The organism is Pseudorhodoferax soli (genome assembly GCF_003337555.1).
Taxonomy (GTDB): domain Bacteria; phylum Pseudomonadota; class Gammaproteobacteria; order Burkholderiales; family Burkholderiaceae_C; genus Pseudorhodoferax; species Pseudorhodoferax soli.
Map to the genome: position 1 here is coordinate 1 of NZ_QPJK01000003.1, position 23,104 is coordinate 23,104.

A 23,104-nucleotide genomic window follows, 5' to 3' on the forward strand; every position below is an offset into this window, starting at 1 on the left:
GCCGTGGCCGCTGGCGCCAAGTCCACCTTCCTGGGCTCGGAGATCGCCAAGAACGAGCGCCCGGAACTGACGGCCGCCAAGATCATCGTCTCCGGTGGCCGTGCCCTGGGCAGCGCCGAGAAGTTCAACGAAGTCATGACGCCCCTGGCCGACAAGCTGGGCGCGGCCATCGGCGCCAGCCGCGCCGCCGTGGATGCGGGCTACGCCGCGAACGACCTGCAGGTCGGCCAGACCGGCAAGATCGTGGCGCCGCAGCTGTACATCGCCGCCGGCATCTCCGGCGCGATCCAGCATCTGGCCGGCATGAAGGACAGCAAGGTCATCGTGGCGATCAACAAGGACCCCGAGGCACCGATCTTCTCGGTGGCCGACTACGGGCTGGAGGCGGACCTGTTCTCGGCAGTGCCCGAACTGGTCAAAACGCTCTAAGTTCCAGGACACCGCATCGCGGTACCCCAGCAACGACATGCTTGTTTCGAAACCATTCACGGTTAGTCGCCAGCATCGTTGTGGAACCGAAGGTCTGTGGAATTCATTTGCCCCCCAAACCTGACGTTCAACACCGCTGATTGAGCGACAGCTCATGGCCGAATGTAGCCAGTCTCGTCGCAGGCGCGCTTGGGGCTATTGCAGCCATCCGCCCAGCGCGAAGGCGGTCGTCGCCTACGCCATGCCTCAGACGGTCGCTGGCTTCCGCTGGCCCCACACGAACGCCTTCCGTAGAAAGAAGTTTTGCACGGAGAAAGGTCGCCCCAGCACTGAATACGAAGTGCGTCCCGATGCGGACGCAATTTCGTCGGCCCTCGTCGGGGCCTCCGCGATTCGTCATCGATCCCGCTTGCGGTCATCTCGACGCGGCGCGGTGACAGCGGCCACGCTTGCGGCGGTTGTGCCGTCGGACGGTGGCTGCAACTGGGGCAGCAGCAGGGCCAGCCCGCGCTTCAACGCATCCAGATGCTTGACGCCGACCAGTTCAGCCCACTGGGCCTCGATGCGACCGCCGGCGGCCATTGCCAACGGGCGGATCTTCGCGCCGCGCGGCGTCAGGAACACCAGCCGTACGCGCCTGTCGGTGGAGCTGGGCTTTCGCTCGACATAGCCCAGTCTCTCCAACTCCTCCACTGTCTGCGTCATGGACTGCTTGCGAAGCCGAGCGCGCCGCGTCAGCTCGCTGACCGGCATGCCTTCTGGTGGTACGAAGGTGAACACGCTGGCATGGGACGAGCGCAGGTCGTCGAAGCCGGCCTCGGCCAGCGCTTCGTCCACGGCGCCAGCGAATTGCTGGTGTAGCAGGCGCAGCAGCACGCCGAGCGACCCTGTGCCGGCGGACTCCATCGGGGATGCAGAAGACAGGCGTATTTGACAGTAGCCTGTCTAATGATTGAAACAAGACAGGCACCTTACCATTTCTGAGCCAAATTCGATGCCCCACATCCACGTCCTTGACTCGACCCTGTACTACGAAGATTCGGGCGCCATCGTTCACGGCAGGTCAGGGTGCACCGGCACCGCCTTCGTGCTTCTGCACGGCAACCCCGCGTCGTCTCATCTGTGGCGCAAGGTCCTGCCCCGCTTGCGCGGGCTGGGCCGGTGCCTCGCGCCTGATCTGATCGGCATGGGCCGCTCTGGCAAGCCGGACATTGCCTATTCCTATGACGATCAAGCACGCTATTTGGACGCGTGGATCGAGGCGCTGGGCCTGCAAGACGTGGCGTTGGTGGGCATCGATTGCGGCGCTTCGCTGTGCTTCGATTGGGCGCGCCGCCATACCAGTCGCGTTCGCGGCATCGCTTTCATGGAGACGATCGTCAGGCCCCTTTCGCGGGCTGACATTCCTGTTGCGGCACGGCCTCGCTTCAGCGCGTTTCGCACCCCCGCAATGGGCGAGAAGCTGGTGATCGCGCAAAACCAGTTTCTCGAGGGCGCGTTGAAGGCCACTGTGCTGACGCCGTTGACTGACGCGGATCGCTCGGCCTACGAGGACCCCTTCCTTGAACCCGAAAGCCGGCGCCCACTGCTGGCCTGGTCTCGTGCCTTGCCGATCGACGGGTCCCCCGCCGACGTTGTCGCTCGGGTGGAGGCTTACGGTGCTTGGTTGGCCAGCAGCTCGGCCGTGCCGAAACTGCTGCTTACGTTTGAGGGCTCGCCCACACTGATGATCGGTCCCGATCTAACGAACTGGTGCAAGGCGAACATCGCCGCCCTGCACATTCATCACTGCGGCGCTGCCGGCCACCTGGCACCCGAGGACCAGCCCGACGCCATTGCCGACGCGCTTCTGGACTGGTGCCGTCTCCACGACATTGGCTGAACACGGACCGTGGTGGCGAGCGCAAGGGCCGGTCGACTGCTCTCCTGAATGAAGTTGCGGCAATCCGCTCCCAAGATTTGCACCCACCCTGATGTATCCCCCAACTTAGAACTTCCACTCTTGGCCGCATCCTGACCTGCAGCGGTGGGATGTGCGCGCAGTTCGTGCCGTGCCACAACGCACGCTAAGATGAACGCGTCGAAAAAGACAGGTCGGTATGGTTAGTCCGGCCATTCTCTTCACAGAGGATTCTGCGCTGGCTTGCCAGACCCGCGACCGTCACCTGATGTGGAAACACGTGGGCAGATTGGTCGTGCGCATGCTCTGTGCTCCGCCGTTCTGCTGGGTGATGTCCTCCACACACTTACTTTTCGGAGCGCTCATGCAACCAAGAATCTCAGTCATCACCCTCGGCGTCGAGGATTTGGACAGGGCCGTGGCCTTCTATCGAGACGGCCTGGGACTGCCGACCGACGGCATCGTCGGCAGAGAATTTGACAACGGCGCAGTCGCATTCTTCGACATGCAGTGCGGACTCAAACTGTCGCTATGGCCCCGTTCCAGTTTGGCTGCTGATACGGGGCTTCCGCCTAGGGCGGGCGGTCCCTTTGAGTTCACCCTTGGTCACAACGTAGTGTCGAAAGCGGAAGTCGACGAGGTGCTGCAGCGGGCCACCAAGGCTGGCGCCACGCTTGTCAAAGGGGCGCAAGACACCTTCTACGGCGGTTACGCCGGCTACTTTATGGACCCGGACGATCATCTATGGGAGGTAGTCTTTAACCCTCAGATGATGCCGAAGGACTAAGCGGCGAAACGGCTGACGGAGTTCAGGGCCTACCCACTGTCGTGCGGCTTGGGGCCTTGCTCTGTTACAACCGAAATGCTAGTTGAATGCTCTTGGCCGAAACAGGCCGATCGTCGGACCGCAGGAAGCGCTAGACGCCATGACGCACGCGATCGCCGTGGATCGATGGGGCCGGCCAGAGGCGTCGTTGGCGCTCGGTCCAGGGTTCAGTGATGAGGCAGGAGTTGAGGGCCCGACTACATGCCGACCTGGGCGGTGCTCCGCTCGCCCGAGCTCATAGCAACGGCACAGCACTGCAGTGCGATTCAAGAGTCTGCCGCTGCCTTGCAGTCCGGCGCGGAGTCAGGCCGTGCCGCAATCCAAATGCCTGCGACAACTGCAACGATGCCCACGCTGAGATTCCATCGAATGACTTCGCCGACGAGAAGGGCACCGACAAGTGCGGCAGCGAGAGGGTTGACCGCGATTGAGATCGCAACGCGCGTGGGAGTTGTTCTTTGCAGTGCGAACGCCCACAGGAAGAACGTCAACGCCCCACCAAAGGCGCCGAGAAACCCGAGCGCGGCCCACTGCCCCGAGTCGAGAGCTCTGATCGGTTCGAAGCTACCACGTCCTGACGAAGCCAACGTCAGTGCGAACGCGCCAACGCCCATCGCCACCACGGTAAATGTGATTGGATCCGAGCGACGGATCAATGGCTTGGATGCAACGCTGTAGATCGCCATGCAAAGGGCTGCCAGGACCATGAGAAGGTCCCCTCGCCATGCTTTTGCGGGCGCCTCTGAAAAGCCCGCCAAAAGTGCCAGGGCCGCTCCCGTCATAGCGGTACAAACACCAAGTGCCTTGCGTTTGGTCAGTGGCTCGACCTTGAAGACGGCCGCCACGACCATCGTCAACAGCGGCAGGGTGGACAACGCTATTGCCCCGCGTGCTGCCGTAGTGAAGGCGAGCGACGCATTGAACAGGATCGGGAATGCACCAAAGAAGAGGAGCCCCAGTGCTGCAACGCGCGACCAGTCCCCTCGTTGCGGCCAGTTTCGCCCACCGCTCAAGGCAAACGGAAACAGAAGCATGAACCCGAGGCCGAACCGAAACGCGCCTATAGCGAGCGGATCAAGGTCTTGAGCAATGAAACGCGTCACACCGATCGAGGCCCCTCCGATCCCGCTGGACAGCATGGCAGCCAAAACACCAGCACCTTCTCCCATTGCGCGACTCCTTGTGGAAGCACAGTACTGAGTCCCAAGCGAACTTCAGTGCATCGGTGCCAAGTATTGACCACGGCCCTGATCGCATCCAATCGTATTTTTGCTATCCATTGATATGCGGCACATATGAGTGCGCAGGGCCTCTTGCGCTTTGGTCGACAGGAAGGAATCGCCCGATCTGCCGACACATCGAGAATGCGGCGACTGTTCAACTTTCAAGGCGCCAACCATACGCTGGCGGTCCCACCTGGCTCCTCATGCATCTCGGCTTCTTTGCGCGCACAGGGATCCGCGAAGTGCTGAAAGCTGGCGAACTCATGCACGGCCCGGCGCGCGTGGCCACGTGGTTGATGTGCACCTTGCGATTTGGTAGCCCAGCGACATGCCGCACACCGTCAGCTCGTGCTCCGTGAAGGCCAGGTGCCGTGCGATGACCGGATGGAACCGCCCGAACGACACCTGCGGACAGATGTTCATGTCCACCGACGTCCAGGAGGTTTTGCTCGTGCTGGCCTGCAGCATCTGAGGGGTGCACTTCAACCTGCTGACCGTTTTAGATTTCCATCAAAGCATCTTAGGAAGCGGTTGGCGCAGCGGCAGCAGCCTCTTCCCGACGCTATGGATGGAGCGTGTGAAGACCGCTGGAGAGGAGACAGAACCTTCCCATGGCAGGCGCCACGGCGACCAACGACCCGAGTTCGCCGCGACGAGCCGCTCGGCCACTTCGCGCAGGCCCGTATCCGGACCCGGGCCCGCACTTAGACTCGGACTCGGACCCGGACCCGGACCCGGACCCGCACCCGGACCCGGACCCGGACCAGACTTGCTCCTGGTGCGAATCGGTGTCCGGCAAATCGCCGTCGCTGAAGAGCGGCCGCTTGCCTCCAAGCATCTTCCCGCGCCGACCCATTGGCTTTGCCGCATCACGGTTTCGCGATGAACGACCTCTGCCGCGGATGGGCGCCCTTGCAAGCCGCCCTCACGGTGGGAACCTGAAGTGCGGGCCGACATGGGGTCGGGCACCGCCTGATATCAGGAGTGACCATGAAACTGTCCAAAGCGGAGTTCGAGGCCCTCATCGAGGCCTCACAGCGCACCTTCGTTTCCTTCTGTCAGCTCGTGCTGTCGGTCGACTACCAAGCGCGGAGTTCTGGCAGCGGGCCCAGGCTCAGCATCCCCGAACTCGCCGCGTCCATCAAGGAGTGTGGTGTGCTGCAGAACCTCATCGTGGTTCAAGCAGCCCGTCACACCTACGAGGTCTGCGCCGGAGGGCGACGACTTGAGGCGCTGACAGCGCTGGTCGCAGCTGGCGAGCTGCCAGAGAACTTCCCGGTTCCGGTACTGATCGTCGCGGTGGATCGCGGCCTGCTAGTCAGCCTTGCCGAAAACGCATTCCATCTGCCCATGCATCCCGCTGACGAGTTCGAAGCTTTCGCAAAGCTCGTGGCGCGCGGCAAACCGGTCGAGGATGTCGCGGCTGCGTTTGGCGTCACGCCCATGGTGGTCAAGCGCCGCATGAAGCTTGCGGCCGTATCGCCGCGGCTGATGGCGCAGTTCCGCGAGGGCAGCATCAACCTGGAGTGTCTGATGGTGCTGGCTTCGGTGGAGGACCACGAGCGACAGGAGCAGGCGTGGGCCGGACTGGATTCCTGGAATCGACATTCCGATCACCTGCGCCGCATCCTCACCCAGGGCGAGGTCGACTCCGACCGCAGCCCGGTTGCCAGATACGTCACCGTCAAAGCATACGAGAAGGCCGGCGGTCCCACGCGGCGAGACCTGTTGAGCGACAGCGACAGGAAGGTCTACCTGCTGGACGCGGCGCTCCTCGACCAACTGGCCGTTGGCAAGCTGCAGGGCACGGCCAACAAGATCGCCGCCGAAGGCTGGAAGTGGGTGGATGTACGCCCGCGGTACGTCCACGACGAATACGTTCGCCACGGCGAGTTGCGCAAGTCGTCCCGCGAGCCCAGCGAGCAAGAAGCGGCCGCTCTGCACGCCCTGAACGTGCAGCTGGAGGAGAACAAGCAGCGCTTGAATGCGCTCTACGCGCAAGATGGCAGCGACGAGGAGACAGAGGCGGAGTGCGCGCGCCTGGAGGCTCTCCGCGAGGAGCTGTCCGGCCAGGTGGCTGCGTTGGAGGAAGTCCTGGCTATCTGGCCGCCCGAGCTGATGGCGGAGGCCGGCTGCATCGTCTATGTCGGCAACGATGCCAAGCCAGCGGTCCGGTATGGCCTGATCCGACCCGATGACCGGTCCAATGTGCTGCAGGCCAACCGAGGCGGAGTCTTTGGCGGGGCCGCGAGCCGGTCCGGGCTGGCGGCCGTCCCAGAGCCGAAGACCCGTCCGGTGCACTCGGAGAAGCTCGTGCGCAATCTGACCGCACACCGGGTGGCCGCCATCCAGGCGGAACTGCTCGACCGCTCCGATGTGGCCCTGGCAGTGCTGACCGCCCAGATGGCGAAGTCGCTGCTTCTGGACGACTACCGTCAAGCCTACGGCTGCGAGGACCCGTTGAAGCTGACTGTGACCGACACGCATCACAGTCTGCGTGCCGACGCGCTAGACATCGAGGCCAGCAAGGCCTGGCAAATTCTGAACGCCAAGCGGAGCTACTGGCAGTCCATTCTTCCGCCCCAAGCTGCAGACATGCTCCCGTGGGTGCTGACCCAGGAGCCGGACAGCGTCCGGCAACTCTTCACCTTTCTCGTGGCCATCACCGTCACCGGTGTCTACGCAACCGAGCCTGCTCAGCAGCGCACCGATGGGCTGGCCCAGGCGCTAAGACTGGACATGACGCACTGGTGGCAGGCGAGCGGCCCCTCGTACTTCCAGCATGTGTCCAAAGCACGCGCGACCGAGGTCGTCAGCGAAGCTACAGGCGCTCCGGCCGGTACGGCGATGCAGGCTCTCAAGAAGGAAGCAGCGGTCGCGCGTGCCGCGCAAGCAGTGGCTGGAACGGGCTGGTTGCCTACGGTCCTGCGCCTGCGCCCGCCTGCCGATGTGCCAGACGCTGATGTTGCATTGGGACCGGACGACGACCCGCCGCTCGACGTCGGTGAATCGGACGGTGACACGGAGACGGCCGGCAACTGAACCGCCCCGCAGAGTGCAGCCTGCGTGGCGACATCGGAACTTCAGGGGCGGCTTACCGAGCATCGCGGCCCATGAACTCCAGCGCCGCGAGCGTCGGCGGCGCAGGCACATTGCTATGAGGAAACTGGGCTCCTGTTGCTGGCGGTCTCTGCCAGAAAGGAAGTAGCGACGTTCTCGGCACACGATGCCTTGCGCTGCCCGGCAACGCGCTCAGACCCGATGTACGCCGCGGCAGCACGCCTACGGGCGTGCCCGGCCATCTCAGCGATCTCCTGGCGAGCGGCGTCCCCAGTATCCACGGGCGGCCGCTCACCGTGGCGCACGGGTGGCTCCGTCCCGGTTTGTCTTCGCCAAACATCGACCAGAGCCTCATGCCGAAGCCCGTGCCCGGTTGCGCCTCGCTCCGCGAGCGACAGGCCGAACGCGCGAAGCATGTAGCTGAAGTGGTTCAGGTTCTGCTTGAGGTCGTGGCTGGGATCGCTCAGATGCGCGTCGGCCGTGGCAGCGACTTGCTGCGCGAAGGCCAGGGCATCACGTTGCATCTGCGTCTCGATTGCCACGAAGCGGGGCCTGCCGCCCTTGCTGCCCTGGCGGACCCAAAGGTATTGGTCAGCCTTCTTGCGTTCCCTCGGCAAGCCCGTGGCCTCGAATGGCACGACGCAGGCATGCGGGCGCATCATCACCGCTTCCTTGCGACGTAGCCCGAATGCCCGGATCAAGCGCAGTGCAGCGCCCACATGCCTATCCTTGGCACAGAATTGTTCGATCAGCGGGTCGATGTCGATTCCTGAACCGGTCCAGCTCCGGTCGCGCTGCGCGACCTCGTGTCGTTGGTACTGGGACGGGGCGAGCCCATAGGCCGCTGGCTGCAGGACCATGCCCGGCTTGCCGATCCACTGGGCCAAGCCGCGCAGGAAGCTCAGGTAGGTCTGGATGGTCGCCGCTGCCAACTGGTCCTTGCGCCACAGATCGACGGTCGCCTGGATGTGCCTTCCGCCCAGGTTGCGAGGGTCTGGCAGGGTTGCAAAGCCTGCCCTGCTGCGCAGGTCCTTCAGGAACCGCCTGAGGTAGACCGCGCGATCGTGCCGCGTCTTGTGCGAGACGGTCTTCTGCTTTGCTGTGTGCTGCTCGTTGAACAGCTCCAGCAGTATCTCCAGGATCTTCTCCGGCGAAGCGGACCCGGGAGGATGGCGCTGGAGCACATCCACGGCACTCAGGCCCGCCCACGCCGCGCGGCGCTGGGCGGGCCTCCCGTGCAAGGATGAGGGACTGGCGGCGGTGCGGTTCGGTCTGGTCTGCGGTGTGGTAGCAACTTGCATGGTTGTCTCCAGGACGGATTGCGCGCATGCGCATGCCTTCGATAGACGGATGGAATCCCTTTGCTTGCTCGCTCGCGGAGCCGGCTGACTCCGAAGACGGCTCCCAACGGCCTGCCTGCTGGCTGTCGTGCGTGGCCGCAACGCACGAGCGCTGTCCCGGGTTCAGTTGCCACGTCGCCGCGGCAACTCGGTCGTTCTTAAAAATGAAACCGTTTGATCCGACCTGTGGGCACGTTTCCGCGCCGTACAGGGGAGTGCGCCTCGACCTTGGAGGTCTGTGCGCGGCGCTTCGGTCCGGCCGAAGCACCTCTGCAGGATCAGTGCTGGATTCGTAGCTCCACCCATCTGCCGGGTAGCTCCCCTGACCGTGGCCAGGGAGCGTCAGATGTCCGAGCGATGGCATGCGTGGAGCCCATCAGGGCAAACACGGCCGCATGCCGCGCAAAGCGCGCTCGAAAGGGTGAAGGGAACACTGGCATGGGCATCAAGTGCCCTGCAACTGGCTCTGCTTGCACTGCGTGCGACCTGGAGGATCGCCCAGCCGTGTAGGGCTGGAAGGCGCAGGCATCCCCTACGAAGAACTCTCCGGAGTACTGCTCGATGGCAGTGCTCACCACGGCTCGAGGCCGAGACTCGAAGGGCGGGTAACGACCGCGACGCCTGATTGGGCTCCACCGATGGGAGCCAAGGCCAGGAGCCTTTGGGAGGCTTGAGTGGACTGCACCAGGGCATAGGGCGTCAAGACGCTTGCGGGTGTTTTGGTGTGGCGGCGCAGCGTTGCTGCACGATCGCTCTATGCCTCATCCCCTTGCTTGGCTACCATGCCTGAGAGGGATTTGACAGCTGACCGATTGGCCTCTGGTTGCGAATGCGACCTGGACGGGCCCGTTCTGGAACCGGGCGGAACTTCCTGGTCTGATCGGTGCAATCGAAGCCATGTTGAAGCAGCTGGCGAAGCGCACGGTTGTCCCTGGCGAAAATTGAAGGGTTCTTGAACCAGTGCATCGCTGACCCGCGTCTTGTGCCAGGAAGGCTGCGCCAGGATGTCTCTCGGTCTGCAGCGCCGCGTGGCCCGAGTCGGCCCTTACAGCTGCGGCCTCTGGCACACCTTCTGACCTGATCCCGAAATGGCAGCCAACTTGGATGGCGTTCGCCGTTGCATCGCTCAGCGCCGTCACGGACTCTCTCCACACCAGGTCCTGGTTAAGGAGATTGCCGTGAACATGGTCGTCAGATCCATCGATGTGGGCTTCGGCAACACGAAGTTCGTGGTGGGGCATTCGGACAAAGACATCAAGTGCGCGTGCTTCCCCTCACTGGCCTACACGAGCGCGAAGGATCCGTCCGTCCGGCCTTCGGCAGAACGTCGCAGGACCGTGGCCGTACCGATCGACGGCCTGTACTACGAGGTCGGGCCGGACGTCCATCTGGCGGCGGACAACTTCCGGGCGACCCAACTGCATGACCAATATGTCGAGACCCCCGAATACCTGGCGCTGGCCCGTGGGGCGCTGAGCTACATGAAGGTCGATGTGATCGATCTGCTGATGGTCGGGCTGCCGGTCTCGTCGTTCCAGGCCCGCAAAGGATTCCTGGAGCGGCTGATGACGGGCGTGCACGCGCTCGGCGGCGGCAAGACGGTCGAGGTGAGGAGGGCGGTCGCACTCGCACAGCCACAAGGCGCGCTCGTGTACTACACGGCCGCGTACCACAAGCAACGGACCATCGAGCATGAGCAGAGCCTCATCGTCGATCCGGGTTCGCGCACTTTCGACTGGCTGCTGTCGCGCGGCATGCGGCTGGTCCTGAAGGTGAGCAACTCCGTGAACAGAGGAATGTCCGACGTGCTCAAGACCATCGCGCAGGAGATCAGCAGCGAGATCGGACGGCCCTACAGCGACCTGCCTGCGATCGACACGGCACTGCGGACCGGCAAGCCGCTGCTGATCTACCAGAAGCCGTTCGACCTCACGCCCATCCTGCCAACCGCACGGGCCGTCGCACGCGGGGCTGTCTCCTCGATGATGGAGTGGGTCACCGAGGACTACAGCATCCAGAACGTCATCCTCGTCGGTGGAGGCGCGTTCATGTTCAAGGATGCCATCAAGGCCGCGTTCCCGAACCACAAGATCCAGGTGGTCCGGGAGCCCATGCATGCGAACGTGAAAGGCTTCCAGATTGCTGGAAGCAACCTGATGGAAGCCGAATCTCAGGAAAGCCGCCGCGATGCTGCGCGGCAGTGATGGGCGGGCTCCGCGAGCCGCCGCGCGGATCCGCGTGACGTTGGACCTTTGCAGGAGCGATGACCCCTTGCTGTACGACGCGTTGGCAGGCCTGGCGAAGGGGCGAAGGAGGGTGGCACGGCTCCGGACTCTGGCACACGATGGGCTTGCAGCAAGCGCGGGGCTGGTAGCGGTGCCGTCGGTCGGTGTGGCAGCTCCCGAGAATGATCCGGTCGAGCAGGGCGAGCTTGCGTCAGTGCCGCCCACTGTGACGCGTGCCCTGTTCGAGCCACCCCTGGTTGCGTGAGTATGGTGGTGACTGTCTGCTTCGTCTGCACTCGTTGGGCGTGGAAGAACTGGCAGTGCAAGAGAAGTCGTGGGCCGGTCAGTGCCCATGGCATTGCCAACGGCGTCGTCCATTAGACTGGCTGCTTCTTTCGCTACTGCATGGACGCCTATGAAGAACCGCCGCACTTCTGCCAAGCCTTCGATGGCCGAACCGACCGAGACGCTCAAAGAGATCGATCAGGAGATCGCGAGACTCAAAGAGCGCGCCGCTTCGATCATCGCCAGCGAGAAGGCTGGGGTGATCGAAAGGATCAAGGAGGCGATCGCCTATTACAGCCTGACGGCCGCTGAACTCGGTCTCGGTGCGCAAGGGCCGGCAGGCAAACGTGGCAAGTCGCCCAAGGCAGCTCGACCCGCAAAAGTCTCCGCGCGGGCCGTCGGTGATTCGGCAGGAGCTTCTTCAACCGCGACGCCAGTCAAGAAGACGCGCGCTGGTGCGGGAGGTGTCAAGTACAAGGACGATGCCGGCAACAGCTGGTCGGGCTTCGGCCCGAAGCCACGCTGGCTCACCGAGGCACTGGCCGGCGGGAAGACGCTCGACGACCTGAAGGCCTGACTGTTGATCTCCACCAAATCCTGACCCAAAAGGCGACAAGCCCGCGCAGCCGCACAAGGCCGGCGTCGCAACCCGCCCCGGAGCGAGTGCGAGGTCGGACCTCAGCAACATCGACGGCCGCGGATTTTCAACGTGCGCCGGGGGCGCTGTGTCAGGATTAGGTTGGCCTGGACATCGATCGCTTCATCGCCTTGCAACTCGCTAGCCACCGTAGAAGGTCGGCAATCAAATCGGGAACTTCCGTCCGGACCGCGAGGCTGACTCCACCAGAAGATGGCTGTCGGCGTCAACATTCCTCGCACACTGCGGATTTCGGTCGACGTGGACAGTGTTTCCGGCAACGTGGCCACGTAGTCCGGTCCACATGAACACCCTCTCACCGTTACGGGCCTGGTCCGCGCGCCACTGGTTTCCATGGCGTCCTCTGTACCCGCAATCGGCCAGCTGCTGTCGTTCGATGCGCATCTGCGAACGGCTTGTTCAGACTGATTTCAGTCGCTCGGGGTACAAGCCCCAGCGGCCGCTCCCGCAAGAACTGGTCATTCGGATCCGCAGCGCCCGACCGGCGGCTTCGCCGTCCGAACCGGTCGCTCGACAGTGGCGCCGGCCCCACACACCGATAGCGTCCACAAAATTGCTGATTTCGGTCGAGGCGTTCGCGTCGATCATTCATGTCACCGCCATTTTCGGATCGGGCACGAATCGGTAGTAACTTCGACGCAGGTGTATGGACCGTCCGTAGAGGCGGCTATGACGGCAGGACTGCTGCCCCGAGGAGGATCTCATGAGAATCAGGATATTCAATTCCGTTGCTGTCATCGCGCTGTTGGGGCTGATCGGGTCAAGAGCAGACGCGTCCAAGCTGCAGCCATTAGGAACCGCATTCGATTTGCAGCTTGCGAAGCTCAGCGTCGCGCAGTCCGAACGGCGCCTGGCAAGCCTTACATCACAAGGCGTGCAATGGTTTTCTTCTCCCGTGCATGAGGAAGCCACCCATAGGGCCTTCGGCTGCAATGCGCCATTCGAGAGTCGCTCTTGCGCCCAAGCGTCGAACGCGCCCGCAGCGGTCCTGGATGGGGTTAGGTGGAATGACAACCCGCCATTTCAGCTAGCTCCGGGATTCACACTCCCGAACGGGGATGCGATCGCTGCGCGCTGTGTGGGCGAAACCATCAAGCTTCCTAGACGAAGCGACTGCTGGCTTTCGGTGTTTCGGGCGTCCGACGAGTACTCCAAGCGTCGGTACTTCAACTATCGAACCGGAGTCATCCTCAATCGAAGCCATTTCGGTGACCTTCAGTTCTTTCATTCGATGGCTTCGCGGGTAGGCGACACTGCGGCGACAACCAAGGCCTTGATCATTCTTTGGGCTGAGTTCACCTACAAAGTTGCGCTCGGTGAGATAGCGGGTGACATTCAAATGAAGGATGTCCCGTTACCAGCGCTGGCCGCCCTATTCCCCACTTCGAGCGCCACGGTAGAGAACTTGTTCCTGCTTGGGGACAGCACCTATCGGGGAACGGGATTGCAACTGTTCGCATTCGGAAGTCTTCTTCACATGGTGCAAGACAGCTTTTCTGCATCGCATGTTGTCAGAGACCATCAAACTCAGGGCCGCATGTGCTCTGGAATGCCGGGGACGCGAGCGCCCGCCAAGGTAATTCGATTTTCAGTTTACGGTGCGCAGGATGCAAAGCTGCATGGAGACCACGATGCAGCAACCGCCTTGAAACACATCTTCGTGAGTCCCGGCCGAGCGTAGTCGACATCGGACATACCTTGAAGCAATTTTTGTATGCGAAAGAGCCATGGGCCGAAGTCGCTAAGTACATGGACTGCGTCTACGAACTTGCTGACGAACAAGCTGACGCCGACGGTGGAGCTGCGCCGTTGCAATGAACCGCCCGGTTTTGAACTGACCCCAGAAGTTGGACGGTCACGATACCGTCGATCAGGCGGTGCTTCTCACCCGATACTCCACCGGGCTGAGCCCCTGCAGCCCGAGCTTGATGCGATCGTGGTTGTAGTAGTGGACGTAATCATGCACGCCCGCTTCGAGCGCATCACTGCTGTTGGGCGCGGCAAGGCGGAAATACTCGGCCTTCAGGGTGCCGAAGAAGCTTTCGATCACTGCGTTGTCAAAGCAGTTGCCCTTGCGGCTCATGCTTTGCTTGACTCCATGTCTCGCGAGCATCGCCCGGTACGGCTGCATCTTGTAGTGCCAGACTTGGTCCGAGTGCACGATCAGTTCGTCGGCGCACCTGGTCCGCGAAAGCGCTGCCTCGAGCGTGCTGGAGACCAGCGAAGACCGGACGTCTTGCCATGCGGTACGCGACGATCTCGCCGTTGTACAGGTCCATGCAGGCCGACAGATAGAGCTTGTGGCCATTCACGTTGAACTCGGTGACATCGGTCGCCCACTTCTGGTTTGGCGCGGTCGCGCAGAAGTCGCGCTTCAGAACGTTGGGCACGTGCGCATCGCTCATGCCCGGGACATGCGGGGAGCGCTTCTTCGCCCGAATCAACGCGAGCAGCCCCATCTTCTGCATCAGACGCTGCACGCACTTGTGGTTGACCGGTTCTTCCATCGGATTGCACAGCACGGCCGTGATACGCCGGTAGCCGTAGCGTCCCTTGTGCTCGTCATAGACAGTGCGAATCCTGGCTTGCATGGCGCTTTGCCGGTCGGCGCGCTCGGTCGCATGGCACTGGTAGTAGAACGTGCTACGCGCCAGGCCCGCTATCTGCAACAGGTCCGCCAATTTATGGTGATGCCTTAACCCGGCAATCAGACGCGCTTTGTCGGCGCAGCTGACCTCTTCGACCGGATCAAGCCCTGCAATTTTTTTTGGTACGCGACCTCCGCGCGCAGTCGCTCGTTCTCTTCTCGCAGGGTTTGCGCCGCATCGGGGGCGACCACGTTCGACGGCGCTCCACAGCGTCGTTCCGGCTTCATTTTGGGGCGCTCTTCTTTCTCGTTCTGGAGAGCCTGCAGGCGGCCTTGATCGAGATTGCGTCGCCAGACGACGACCTGGTTGCGATTGCGGATGTCATAGATCGCCGCGACTTGGCGGCTGGAGCGCTGTTCGCGATCTTGATAGGACAGTACCTGCAGTTTGAACTGCGCACTGCATGTGCTGCGCTTGGGGCGCAACCCGTCAACGCCATGCAGGCGGTAGTGGCTCACCCAGGTGCGGATCTTCTCTTCGGGCACTGACCAGCGCCGAGCCAGCAGGCGCCGCCTTCGCCCGCCAAGAAGCTCTGGACGACTTCCAGCTTGAACTCCGCTCAGTACTTCTTCATGAAACCCCTTGAAGTTCGTCCAACTTCTGGGGGCAGCTCAAACCCCGGGGCGATTCAAAGAACGCGACTTGATGAGTCGCGCTGAACAAGGTCTACGATAAGCCGCGCCATCTCGAAGGGGCCCTCCGGATGACGTCTACGAGCGATGAATTTGACTTCCCCACGCGCCGACGGCAAGTCAAGGGCGACGGCCTAGCGCTCTGGCCGTCCCAGTTGTCTCCTCGCCGCAAGCCAAGCAAATCTCCTAGTTGCTCGTTCGACACCCAATTGCCGCTGACGCCGATCTCTTGTCGCAACGCCTGGGCCGCGGCCAAGGTACGCATCCACGGCGGCTGCGGACCGCATCGGTGCAGACGTCGACCGACGGCACCTGCGGCATGCCCACAACGCCGGGCACCTCCGTCAACGACGCGAGCGACTCGATGGAGGCACCGCCACCGAATCGTCCATACACACGGAGCGAGGAGGATGAGCCGGCCGAGCCAACCCTCACTTCAACGTGACACATTAACAAGCACCGCTGCTTGCCTGCACAAGAGAAGGTCCCAATTCTGAAGGGTACTGAATACCAATTACGTCGCCGGCTTCACGGCCTCGACCGCTGGCAGTTTCGGAAATCTGCAAGCGATCGACAGTTCATTGACTGCAACGATGCGCTGCGAGTTGTTTTTTGCAGCGCTGTACGCTGTCGTCGCTTCCTTGATTTCTGCACGCGTCGATTCGTACACGATTCCAAGTTGTGAACCGGAAACGCCATTCTGCTGCAAAGTGTACTGTGCGGCATTGGCCGCACCCGAAACGCCACCCCATGCAGCAATCGCCGATTTGGCAGCTGCTCCAGCGGCCAACGCAGGGACCACGATCGAACCCGCAATGATCCCAACCGTGGCAATGGTGATTTGAGCCCGTCCAGATCCAAAAAATGAATCTCGAAGCCCGGTCATGTTGGAATCACACAAGGCCAACGCGCTTTGAAAATCTTCATCCAGAGCTTCTTTGGCAGTCGTCGAGGCTTCAGAGGCTTTCTTGTCCGCCTCCAATGCAGAATAGTTGGCCGTAGGCGCTTTCATGGTTGAGCAACCGGAGAGAGCTAACGTCACTAGCAGCGCGCAAGTGATTGACCTCATGATTCTCCTCCCAAGATTTGGCTGACCCGTGGTGATGCTAAAACCGAAAAAATCAGGAATCATCAATTCTGCAATTGAGGTCCTGGTGGACACATGCATCTCTCAAGCCCCACTACCCGATGCACGTTGAGCAGGCTGCGGCAGGTTCAAGTACTAGATCCATCAGCCAGGAGGGTTTGGCCAGTCAACCCCTAGCTTCTTAGCGGTTGCCGGCCCGACCACACCATCCGATACCAACTTCGAAGACATCTGGAACGCCTCCACTGCGGCCACCGTGTGAGGACCGTATTCACCGTCGATTTTCCCGGGGTCAAAGCCAGCATTCTTCAGCGCGCGCTGGACTTTTCTTACAAGCGGGCTTGCAGTGTTCGGATCTTCCAATATGAGCATGAAGGGCAAGGTCACCTCTGCAGCCACGTGACCCGTGCTGGCATATTGCAACTCAGGGACCTTGACCACAAAATCCCACAGTCTCCCGCGCACTTTTCCTGGCCTGACTCCCAAACCGGTCCCTGCAGCCTCGACTGTCTTGCCCAATCCGTCTGAGACAGCGACATGCCCCATCTTTCCTGGCGCCGGAGGCCTGCGGATCAATATCACACCGGGTGTGTTGACCGCGTCATCTTCGGACGAACTGGTGAGAACGCCGGACCTTGCGTCGCGAACCCAAGAACCGGAATAAGCTTCGGCAACGGCAGGATTAGACTCGTTATCTATGCAGCCATAAAGCCTCTTCGTTTTCTGAAACACGAGCCATGAAACAAACTCCGCGCAATCCCATGGACCATGCCAGTTTGCGTTGTCTTTCGGAACACGAATGTTGACGTATTTTTCGCCAATTCTTGTCTTGGCCAAAGCTACCAATTCAGCCCCAGTTGCCATTGTGTGTCTCCTCTTTAGGAACAAGGATTGTGATGTAAATCACGAGTTTTTGGGAGATTTACATTTTCTTACCTCTGCTTTAGTCATGGACGCAGGAATGTTGAAAGCGCTGTGGCATTGATCATGATCTTGTGGATGGATGAGGTGCGAGGCGCAAGTAGTTTTAGCGCTGCGCCCGCTAGCGGTCAGCTATGCCGCCCAAAGCGGTCAGTTCGATCGCAGGTCGATCGACTGCAACGGGTGCCCGCGCCACTTTGACCCCTCGGCAGCAGTCGTTAAACCGCCGTTTTTTTTCGCGGTCGAGCGACCAAGACTAGGACGTCCGCAGGCCACTCCAGTGCGGTCGTTCGGGCCAAGCGAGCTTCAGGGGCTTCAGCGACCGCAAACTGGCGCAGACCGTTCGCTCGCCGTCTTGGAAGCAACGGCGGCAATAGACTGGCTGCTGACCTTGAACTTTAATCGTTGAGTGACCGCCGCGCGCGAAACCCGCCATTCGCAATCTACTTGCGCGTCGGTCCGCTGTACCGCCGACACCGGTCTGTCAGAGCCGACCATCGACTCAACCCCGGCGAGCGCCTGCACTCGGCAGGGGTGGATTGGCGCTCTGCGCCCGTTGCTGCCGGTCGCCGTGCTTGCGGCGACGTAAGCTCTGCAGCATTGCCGCCGCTGGCGCCGAAAAGGTCAGCGCGCGGTCTGGGCCAAGTTGCTGCCGACAGGCTCCCCCTGCTTGCATTGCTGGGCGACCGAACTTAGCCGGGTTTCTGACATTGCGGCCGCTGTCGCTCGATCAAGCAGCGTCGGCGCGTGCAATGACTGTTGCCCCATCTGCAAACTGGTGCTCCGCATCCGTCGGCGCGCCGTGCCCTGAAGACCCGAAAGGCAGCTGTACGACAGTTGCCGTTCGTCGCCCGTACTTCCCCTGCAGTGATACCTTTTGCCAGTGGCCGACTATTGTTACGGTATGGAGCGGCTCGGACGAGCGTTCGTGTCCAAAGCTTCGGTATTGAGATGCCGCGTTTGATTCACGACCGTGCTGGATGTGGTCTCTCAGCACGGCTGGCGCCAAACAACGTGTGAGGGCCTGCACCCAAGGCGCAGACATTAAACAATTCTGATGATGACGGCTGGTTGACTTCGGTGCTATACCCCAATGCATTGATTGGGAGAAGAGACTATGCGCTCATTCGTCGTCATTGCCTGGTTCGCCGTCTGCCTGTTGCTGAGCGTCGCAGAGCACGCCAGCGCTGCGCCAAAAGTCTTCAACGACTACGTACTGAAGGCCGTAGATCATCTGGCCCGGACCCGATCCGGCCTGGGCTACGCCAACGCCGCCTACACTCGCAACCTCGATTTCGGCGGCGAACCGCTTCGCGCGACGCGGCCGCCGGTCTCGATGTGCGTCGCCGCGCAAATTGAAATCATCGTCGAAGCCCTAAACATGTACGCGGCCGAAACGGGCGACCAGTCTGTGTACAGGTTTCTGCCAGTTTTCCAGTGGCGTTCTTTGCGCTCCAGGAGCTTCAGAGGAATGGTCTGGATCTCGGATAACAAGGCGTCGCGAGGAACGGGCCATGCACTGAACACATTCGGCATGGGTACAGAGAGGGAGTTCGAGAATCTCATCCCGGGCGACTTCGTCAACCTCAACCGCCTCAAAAACAAGAGCGGCCACGCAGTCGTGTTCCTTGGCTACATCGACAGGGCTGGCGTAGTACTACCTCAGTACGGCAGCAACGTTGTCGGCTTTAAATACTTCTCGTCCCAGGGCTCGCTCCAGAAAGGCGGCTTCGGATACCGGAACGCGTACTTTGACAATGTCTATTGCCCGACGAACGAGGGACCCATACTGCGCGACTGCGGAGTCGCTCGCAGTCGGACGTACCTGACTGCCGGTCAGATGTTTCACCCCCACGACTGGGATAAATCGGCTCGCGACAAGGCAATCGCTCTCGAACGCAAGAGTCCCAAGGGTCCGGTGCCGCCGTTCGATTTCAAGTTCTTCAACGGCGTAACGACAGACATGGAATAGGTGGCCGCATGATTCGGATCCTCGCTCGAATCGCGCTGATCTGTCTTGCGGCCTCGTCGTCAGTCGCAGCGCAGACCAAGGAGTCGGATATCAAGCTTTCCGCCTTGATCGGGCATAGTGGCTCCGTCATTGGGCTGAGCTATGCGCCCAGCCAGAAGTGGCTGCTCTCGCACAGCTACGACGGCACCGCGCGACTGTGGGAAGTTGCTTCCGGCCGTGAAGTACGCCAGTTCACCGCGTTTCCGGACGGTGTCAGCGTCGCCCGATTCAGCCATGACGGAACAGGGGTGTTCACCGGCGGACACAGCGGTCAACTGCAGCTGTGGAATGTGGAAAGCGGCCATGAAATCGGCCGCTTCATTGGACATACCGCGCCGATCCAGTCGATAGCGACTTCACGCGGCGGCAAGCTCGTTGCGACCGGGGCAGGCCCAGTTCCTGCCGACAAGATCATCGATCCGACCGTTCGCGTCTGGGCGATCGCATCCGGTCAGCCGCTCGTCAAGTTCGAAGGCCACACATCGTCCGTCAGGTCCGTTCTGTTCTCGGCGGACGACAGTTCGGTGCTGAGCGCGTCATCCGACGGAACTGTCCGACGCTGGGACATCGCCTCGGGCAGGCAAGTCGCCATCGCATCGTTCGCCACCGCCGACATCAGCGGATTGACACTTTCGAGTGACGGAAGGTGGGCCATTGCCGGCTTTGAAGGAAGCGGAACGCGCTCTCTGGTCGTTCTCGACGCGACGACACTCGCCGAGCGACGTTCGTTGGGCTCCAGGCCGATCAACGCCTTCGCGCTGGCGCCCAACGGTTCGCGGGTCGCTGCCGCCTACCGGAGCGGGGAAGTGGACGTCTGGGATACCGAGACCGGAAAGCTGTTAAGCACCCTTGCCAAGGTGGGCGACCAGCGTTCGCCACGCTCCCTGGCATGGTCTCCGGACGGTTCCGTCCTGCAAATCGGATTCGACAGCGGCAGTATCCTGAGTGCCGACGTCTCGACAGCGCTCGTTCGACGCTTTTTCGGAGGCAGGGCCGAAGGCGTGACGGGCATCGCGCTGTCCAAGGACGGCCGCATACTCGCGGCCGCGCTGGGCGGCAAGCGCGTCGCAATCTGGGACCTGGAGAGCGGGCGCCAGACGCGTTCCTTCCTATCCGGGCCCGATGTGGTGGCTTCTATCGCAATGGCCAGCGATGGCAGCCTGCTCGCCACCGGCTCCGGCATCACCGACCCAAGCCAGCGCGCGGGAATTGCGGACAACTCGCTTCGCCTGTGGTCCGCAACAGACGGTCGGCTGCTCGCCACGATGGCCGGCCATCTGGATGCCATCGTCGACGTCCATTTCCTGGAAGACGGAAAGCGCTTGGCCACTGCCAGCGCTGATGGGACGGCAAGGCTGTGGAATATCGAACGCAAGAGCGAGATCGCGCGCTTCGGGTCCAGCGGGGAGAAATTCTTGGCGGTCGCCCTTTCCCCAGACGAGGACTACCTGGCCGCAGCGACGGAATCGAATGCTGCGCTCGTCTGGAGCGTTAAGACCGGGCAGCTATTAGCCAAACTTCAGGGACCGTCGTCGTTCTTAAATAGGTACGGAGGATCAGTACGTATCCAGATGGCTGCCTTGAAGTTTTCCCACGACGGGAAAAAGCTCTTCACCGCCAGCCACGACGGGATTCTGCGGGAGTGGTCGTGGGCCGATAGGCAGTTGCTCTTGGGGCATAGCACCGGCTCTGCCACGTTCGCTTTCGCGTTGGCCCCCGATGGCAACACTCTGGTCACTGCGGGGGAGCAGCCAGTGATTCAGCTCAGCAAGGCCGACGTCGCGGCGGGCGCGCGCATGCTGGTAGGCCATGACGCGCCTATTCTTCACCTAGCCGCCACCGAGAAGCGCATCGTGTCCGCGAGTTCCGACTGCACCATCCGCGTCTGGGACGCAGCCTCCGGGGCCGAGCTGATCAAGCTCATCTCGTTCCGAAGTGGCGGATGGGCCGCGATCGACCCGGAGGGGAACTTCGACGAACCCAACGCCGGCAATGGCTCGGACCTGTACTGGGTCGCCGGTCTCCAGACGCTGGATCTCGCCAGATTCAAGGAGCGCTTCTATCGTCCCGGGCTAATCGCTCAGCGCTTCGCGAGCGGCGCACCGGCGCAGGCCGCGGCCGCTGTGCTTCGGAAGGTCGCGCTGGGTCCGGAGGTCTCCGTTTCGGCAGGGCGATCGACGTTCGACGACGCGCGCCTGTCCATCGTGGACCAAGGTGGCGGCGTCGGGACGCTGCGGGTCAAGGTCGACGGGAAACTCGTGCTCGACAAGGTTGCCCTAACTCGAACGCCCTCCAGTCATACCTATCTTCTTACGACGAAGTCGCTGGCGAAGTGGCTCGATCCCAGTTCGCCTAGTACCGTGACGGTGGACGCCTTCAATGCGGACGGCTCGCTGTCCGGCCCTGTCACAAAACTGGAGATGTCGATCGCTAGGCCGTTCTCTGCATCTACCAAGCCGAGGCTCTGGGTCTTGGCCATCGGGATCTCCGAGTACGTGGGATCCGACGGCGCATTCGATCTTCAGTTCGCCGCAAATGACGCCAGTGACATGGCGAGCTCCATCTTTCTTGGCGGAGAAGCGCTGTTCGGAAAGGGCCAAGTCGACGTTCAGCTGATCGCGTCTGGAAAAGCGCCCGCGTCGCGGCCGACGAAGACCCGCATCCGGACGGCCTTCGATCGACTTCAGGCAGCGAAGTCGAACGACGTCGTCGTCGTCTACTTCTCGGGGCACGGCCTCAGTTATCACGACGAGTACTACTTTCCGACGGAAGAAGTCAACAGCCTTGACATCAGCGACGCGGCCGTGCGTCAGGCGAGAACGATAAGCGGCGAGGAGATCGGCAAGTGGATGGCCACGCCCGCACGAAAGCAGGCGGTGATTTTCGACACGTGCGCAGCGGGCGCGGTCGGTCGGCGACTAGTACGCCCGAAGAGCGCAACCCCCGATATCGTTCGCGCGCTGGACCGCATGCGTGACCGTGCCGGGCTCTACGTCCTGATGGGATCGGCCAGCGACAAGGAGAGCTACGAGGCCTCGCCCTTCGAACGCGGCCTGCTGACGCACGCCCTTCTGGAAGGTCTGCGCGGGGCAGCGACGTTCAGGGACGACAAGTTCGTCGCGGTCTCTTCGCTGTTCGATTTCGCGAAGGAACAGGTCCAGGACCTGGCGCCGGAGATCGAGAGCGTGCAAATACCTTTCGTATTCGCGCCAAACGAGAAATCAGAAAGCTTCGACATCGCGGCGCTCGACAGTTCCCTACGGAGCCGCATCCCGTTCCATTCCAAGAAGGCGGTACTTGTGCGGCCCATGATGCTGAACATGGACACGAAGGCGGATGATCTGGCGCTCACACCTAAGCTGACTCAGGCCCTCAGGGAAGGCGCGAGAGGCGACAGCATCGGCAACGCTCCCTACGTCTTCTACGACGTCGCACAGATTCGGGGTGGAGTGTCGGCGAGCGGCTTCTACACGTCGGCGAATGGGAGATTGGCCCTTTCCGTCGTCGTGCGAGGAGACAAGGCGCAGCAGAATCTGACTGCCACCTGTCCGTCGGCGGATCCGGCAGCGTGCGTACGCGACGCGGCAAAGTCCATCGGCAAGGCAGCACCGGCCCTAGCATCGTTGCGATAGTTCGAGCGAAGTGCCGCATTCGGTGCTCAGCGTCACACGCAAGCTCGCGCGGTGCCAGCCATACGCTGCATCCACAGGGGTGTTGCGCGCCAGCTCGCGACTGTTGATAGGCGAGCCCTTAGCATGCGGGCGATGGCGCGCACACCGACACTCTTCTGGCGCATGCTCGGAATCGTCATGCGGTCTTCGGGTTGGAGTTGGTCGAATCGGATGGTGGATGGCATGTA

Annotated in this window: 16 protein-coding genes and 1 pseudogene; 9 read left to right on the plus strand and 8 right to left on the minus strand. The window is 61.9% G+C overall.

The genetic code is table 11. From position 1 onward, the window contains the following. The coding region (locus DES41_RS11710) for an electron transfer flavoprotein subunit alpha/FixB family protein (protein WP_211332956.1) at positions 1-429 on the plus strand (429 nt) is incomplete at its 5' end. 396 nt (positions 430-825) lie between these two features. Here DES41_RS11710 and DES41_RS11715 read toward each other — a convergent pair. After that, positions 826-1,335 (minus strand): MarR family winged helix-turn-helix transcriptional regulator, encoded by a 510-nt coding sequence (locus DES41_RS11715; RefSeq protein ID WP_114467854.1) that lies wholly within the window; start codon positions 1,333-1,335, stop codon positions 826-828. Between the two features lie 46 nt (positions 1,336-1,381). On the opposite strand from DES41_RS11715, the gene DES41_RS11720 reads away from it, so the two are divergent. Together DES41_RS11720 and DES41_RS11725 are read left to right on the plus strand one after the other, a co-directional pair. After that, positions 1,382-2,311, plus strand: a complete 930-nt coding sequence (locus tag DES41_RS11720) for a haloalkane dehalogenase (RefSeq protein WP_281277191.1) — start codon at positions 1,382-1,384, stop codon at positions 2,309-2,311. 382 nt (positions 2,312-2,693) lie between these two features. Next, a complete protein-coding gene (locus DES41_RS11725; RefSeq protein ID WP_114468382.1) occupies positions 2,694-3,116 on the plus strand; it encodes a VOC family protein in 423 nt (140 codons plus the stop codon). A 305-nt stretch (positions 3,117-3,421) separates the two neighbouring features. Here the strand turns inward: DES41_RS11725 and DES41_RS11730 are convergent, their stop codons facing one another. After that, positions 3,422-4,324 carry a DMT family transporter gene (locus tag DES41_RS11730; RefSeq protein ID WP_114467856.1) on the minus strand — a complete coding sequence of 301 codons (903 nt, stop codon included), beginning with the start codon at positions 4,322-4,324 and terminating at the stop codon, positions 3,422-3,424. A 1,044-nt stretch (positions 4,325-5,368) separates the two neighbouring features. Here DES41_RS11730 and DES41_RS11740 point away from each other — a divergent pair. After that, on the plus strand, positions 5,369-7,420 hold the full coding sequence (locus DES41_RS11740) for a ParB/RepB/Spo0J family partition protein (RefSeq protein WP_114467857.1): 2,052 nt from the start codon (positions 5,369-5,371) through the stop codon (positions 7,418-7,420). Positions 7,421-7,533: 113 nt separating this feature from the next. Here DES41_RS11740 and DES41_RS11745 read toward each other — a convergent pair whose 3' ends face one another. Then, positions 7,534-8,739: an integrase domain-containing protein gene (locus DES41_RS11745; protein ID WP_114467858.1), complete on the minus strand. Its 1,206-nt coding sequence runs from the start codon at positions 8,737-8,739 to the stop codon at positions 7,534-7,536. Between the two features lie 1,223 nt (positions 8,740-9,962). On the opposite strand from DES41_RS11745, the gene DES41_RS11750 reads away from it, so the two are divergent. From DES41_RS11750 to DES41_RS37740, 3 genes are all read left to right on the plus strand, one after another. Further along, the gene (locus DES41_RS11750; protein WP_342769657.1) at positions 9,963-10,982 is read left to right on the plus strand and encodes a PRTRC system protein D; all 1,020 of its coding nucleotides are present in this window, start codon (positions 9,963-9,965) and stop codon (positions 10,980-10,982) included. Between the two features lie 436 nt (positions 10,983-11,418). Further along, positions 11,419-11,865, plus strand: coding sequence for an H-NS histone family protein (locus DES41_RS11760; protein ID WP_245965671.1), 447 nt, complete (start codon positions 11,419-11,421; stop codon positions 11,863-11,865). A 784-nt stretch (positions 11,866-12,649) separates the two neighbouring features. Continuing rightward, positions 12,650-13,627, plus strand: coding sequence for a hypothetical protein (locus DES41_RS37740; protein ID WP_147282836.1), 978 nt, complete (start codon positions 12,650-12,652; stop codon positions 13,625-13,627). Positions 13,628-13,816: 189 nt separating this feature from the next. On the opposite strand, the gene DES41_RS39805 is transcribed toward DES41_RS37740, so the two are convergent. From DES41_RS39805 to DES41_RS11770, 5 genes and pseudogenes are all read right to left on the minus strand, one after another. Beyond that, positions 13,817-14,029 carry an IS3 family transposase gene (locus tag DES41_RS39805; RefSeq protein ID WP_425466365.1) on the minus strand — a complete coding sequence of 71 codons (213 nt, stop codon included), beginning with the start codon at positions 14,027-14,029 and terminating at the stop codon, positions 13,817-13,819. 39 nt (positions 14,030-14,068) lie between these two features. Next, a pseudogene (locus DES41_RS39810) lies at positions 14,069-14,627 on the minus strand (IS3 family transposase); the annotation flags it as partial. Between the two features lie 26 nt (positions 14,628-14,653). Next, positions 14,654-15,079, minus strand: a complete 426-nt coding sequence (locus tag DES41_RS39815) for a hypothetical protein (RefSeq protein ID WP_425466357.1) — start codon at positions 15,077-15,079, stop codon at positions 14,654-14,656. Between the two features lie 661 nt (positions 15,080-15,740). After that, the gene (locus DES41_RS37745; protein WP_147282837.1) at positions 15,741-16,388 is read right to left on the minus strand and encodes a hypothetical protein; all 648 of its coding nucleotides are present in this window, start codon (positions 16,386-16,388) and stop codon (positions 15,741-15,743) included. A 69-nt stretch (positions 16,389-16,457) separates the two neighbouring features. Continuing rightward, the gene (locus tag DES41_RS11770; protein ID WP_114467861.1) at positions 16,458-17,177 is read right to left on the minus strand and encodes a peptidoglycan-binding domain-containing protein; all 720 of its coding nucleotides are present in this window, start codon (positions 17,175-17,177) and stop codon (positions 16,458-16,460) included. Between the two features lie 1,174 nt (positions 17,178-18,351). On the opposite strand from DES41_RS11770, the gene DES41_RS11775 reads away from it, so the two are divergent. Together DES41_RS11775 and DES41_RS11780 are read left to right on the plus strand one after the other, a co-directional pair. Continuing rightward, entirely contained in the window at positions 18,352-19,206 is an 855-nt protein-coding gene (locus DES41_RS11775) for a hypothetical protein (protein ID WP_114467862.1), read from the plus strand. An 8-nt stretch (positions 19,207-19,214) separates the two neighbouring features. Continuing rightward, positions 19,215-22,877 (plus strand): caspase family protein, encoded by a 3,663-nt coding sequence (locus tag DES41_RS11780; protein ID WP_114467863.1) that lies wholly within the window; start codon positions 19,215-19,217, stop codon positions 22,875-22,877. Positions 22,878-23,104: the final 227 nt, after the last annotated feature.

Excerpts from the sequence above, each read along its gene's own strand:
- DES41_RS11740 (WP_114467857.1), top strand. The coding sequence starts at position 5,369 with ATGAAACTGTCCAAAGCGGAGTTCGAGGCCCTCATCGAGGCCTCACAG.
- DES41_RS37740 (WP_147282836.1), top strand. The coding sequence starts at position 12,650 with ATGAGAATCAGGATATTCAATTCCGTTGCTGTCATCGCGCTGTTGGGG.
- DES41_RS39805 (WP_425466365.1), bottom strand. The coding sequence starts at position 14,029 with ATGAGCCGCAAGGGCAACTGCTTTGACAACGCAGTGATCGAAAGCTTC.
- DES41_RS11775 (WP_114467862.1), top strand. The coding sequence starts at position 18,352 with ATGCGCTCATTCGTCGTCATTGCCTGGTTCGCCGTCTGCCTGTTGCTG.
- DES41_RS11770 (WP_114467861.1), bottom strand. The coding sequence starts at position 17,177 with ATGGCAACTGGGGCTGAATTGGTAGCTTTGGCCAAGACAAGAATTGGC.
- DES41_RS11760 (WP_245965671.1), top strand. The coding sequence starts at position 11,419 with ATGAAGAACCGCCGCACTTCTGCCAAGCCTTCGATGGCCGAACCGACC.
- DES41_RS11725 (WP_114468382.1), top strand. The coding sequence starts at position 2,694 with ATGCAACCAAGAATCTCAGTCATCACCCTCGGCGTCGAGGATTTGGAC.
- DES41_RS11715 (WP_114467854.1), bottom strand. The coding sequence starts at position 1,335 with ATGGAGTCCGCCGGCACAGGGTCGCTCGGCGTGCTGCTGCGCCTGCTA.
- DES41_RS11730 (WP_114467856.1), bottom strand. The coding sequence starts at position 4,324 with ATGGGAGAAGGTGCTGGTGTTTTGGCTGCCATGCTGTCCAGCGGGATC.
- DES41_RS11750 (WP_342769657.1), top strand. The coding sequence starts at position 9,963 with ATGGTCGTCAGATCCATCGATGTGGGCTTCGGCAACACGAAGTTCGTG.
- DES41_RS11745 (WP_114467858.1), bottom strand. The coding sequence starts at position 8,739 with ATGCAAGTTGCTACCACACCGCAGACCAGACCGAACCGCACCGCCGCC.
- DES41_RS11780 (WP_114467863.1), top strand. The coding sequence starts at position 19,215 with ATGATTCGGATCCTCGCTCGAATCGCGCTGATCTGTCTTGCGGCCTCG.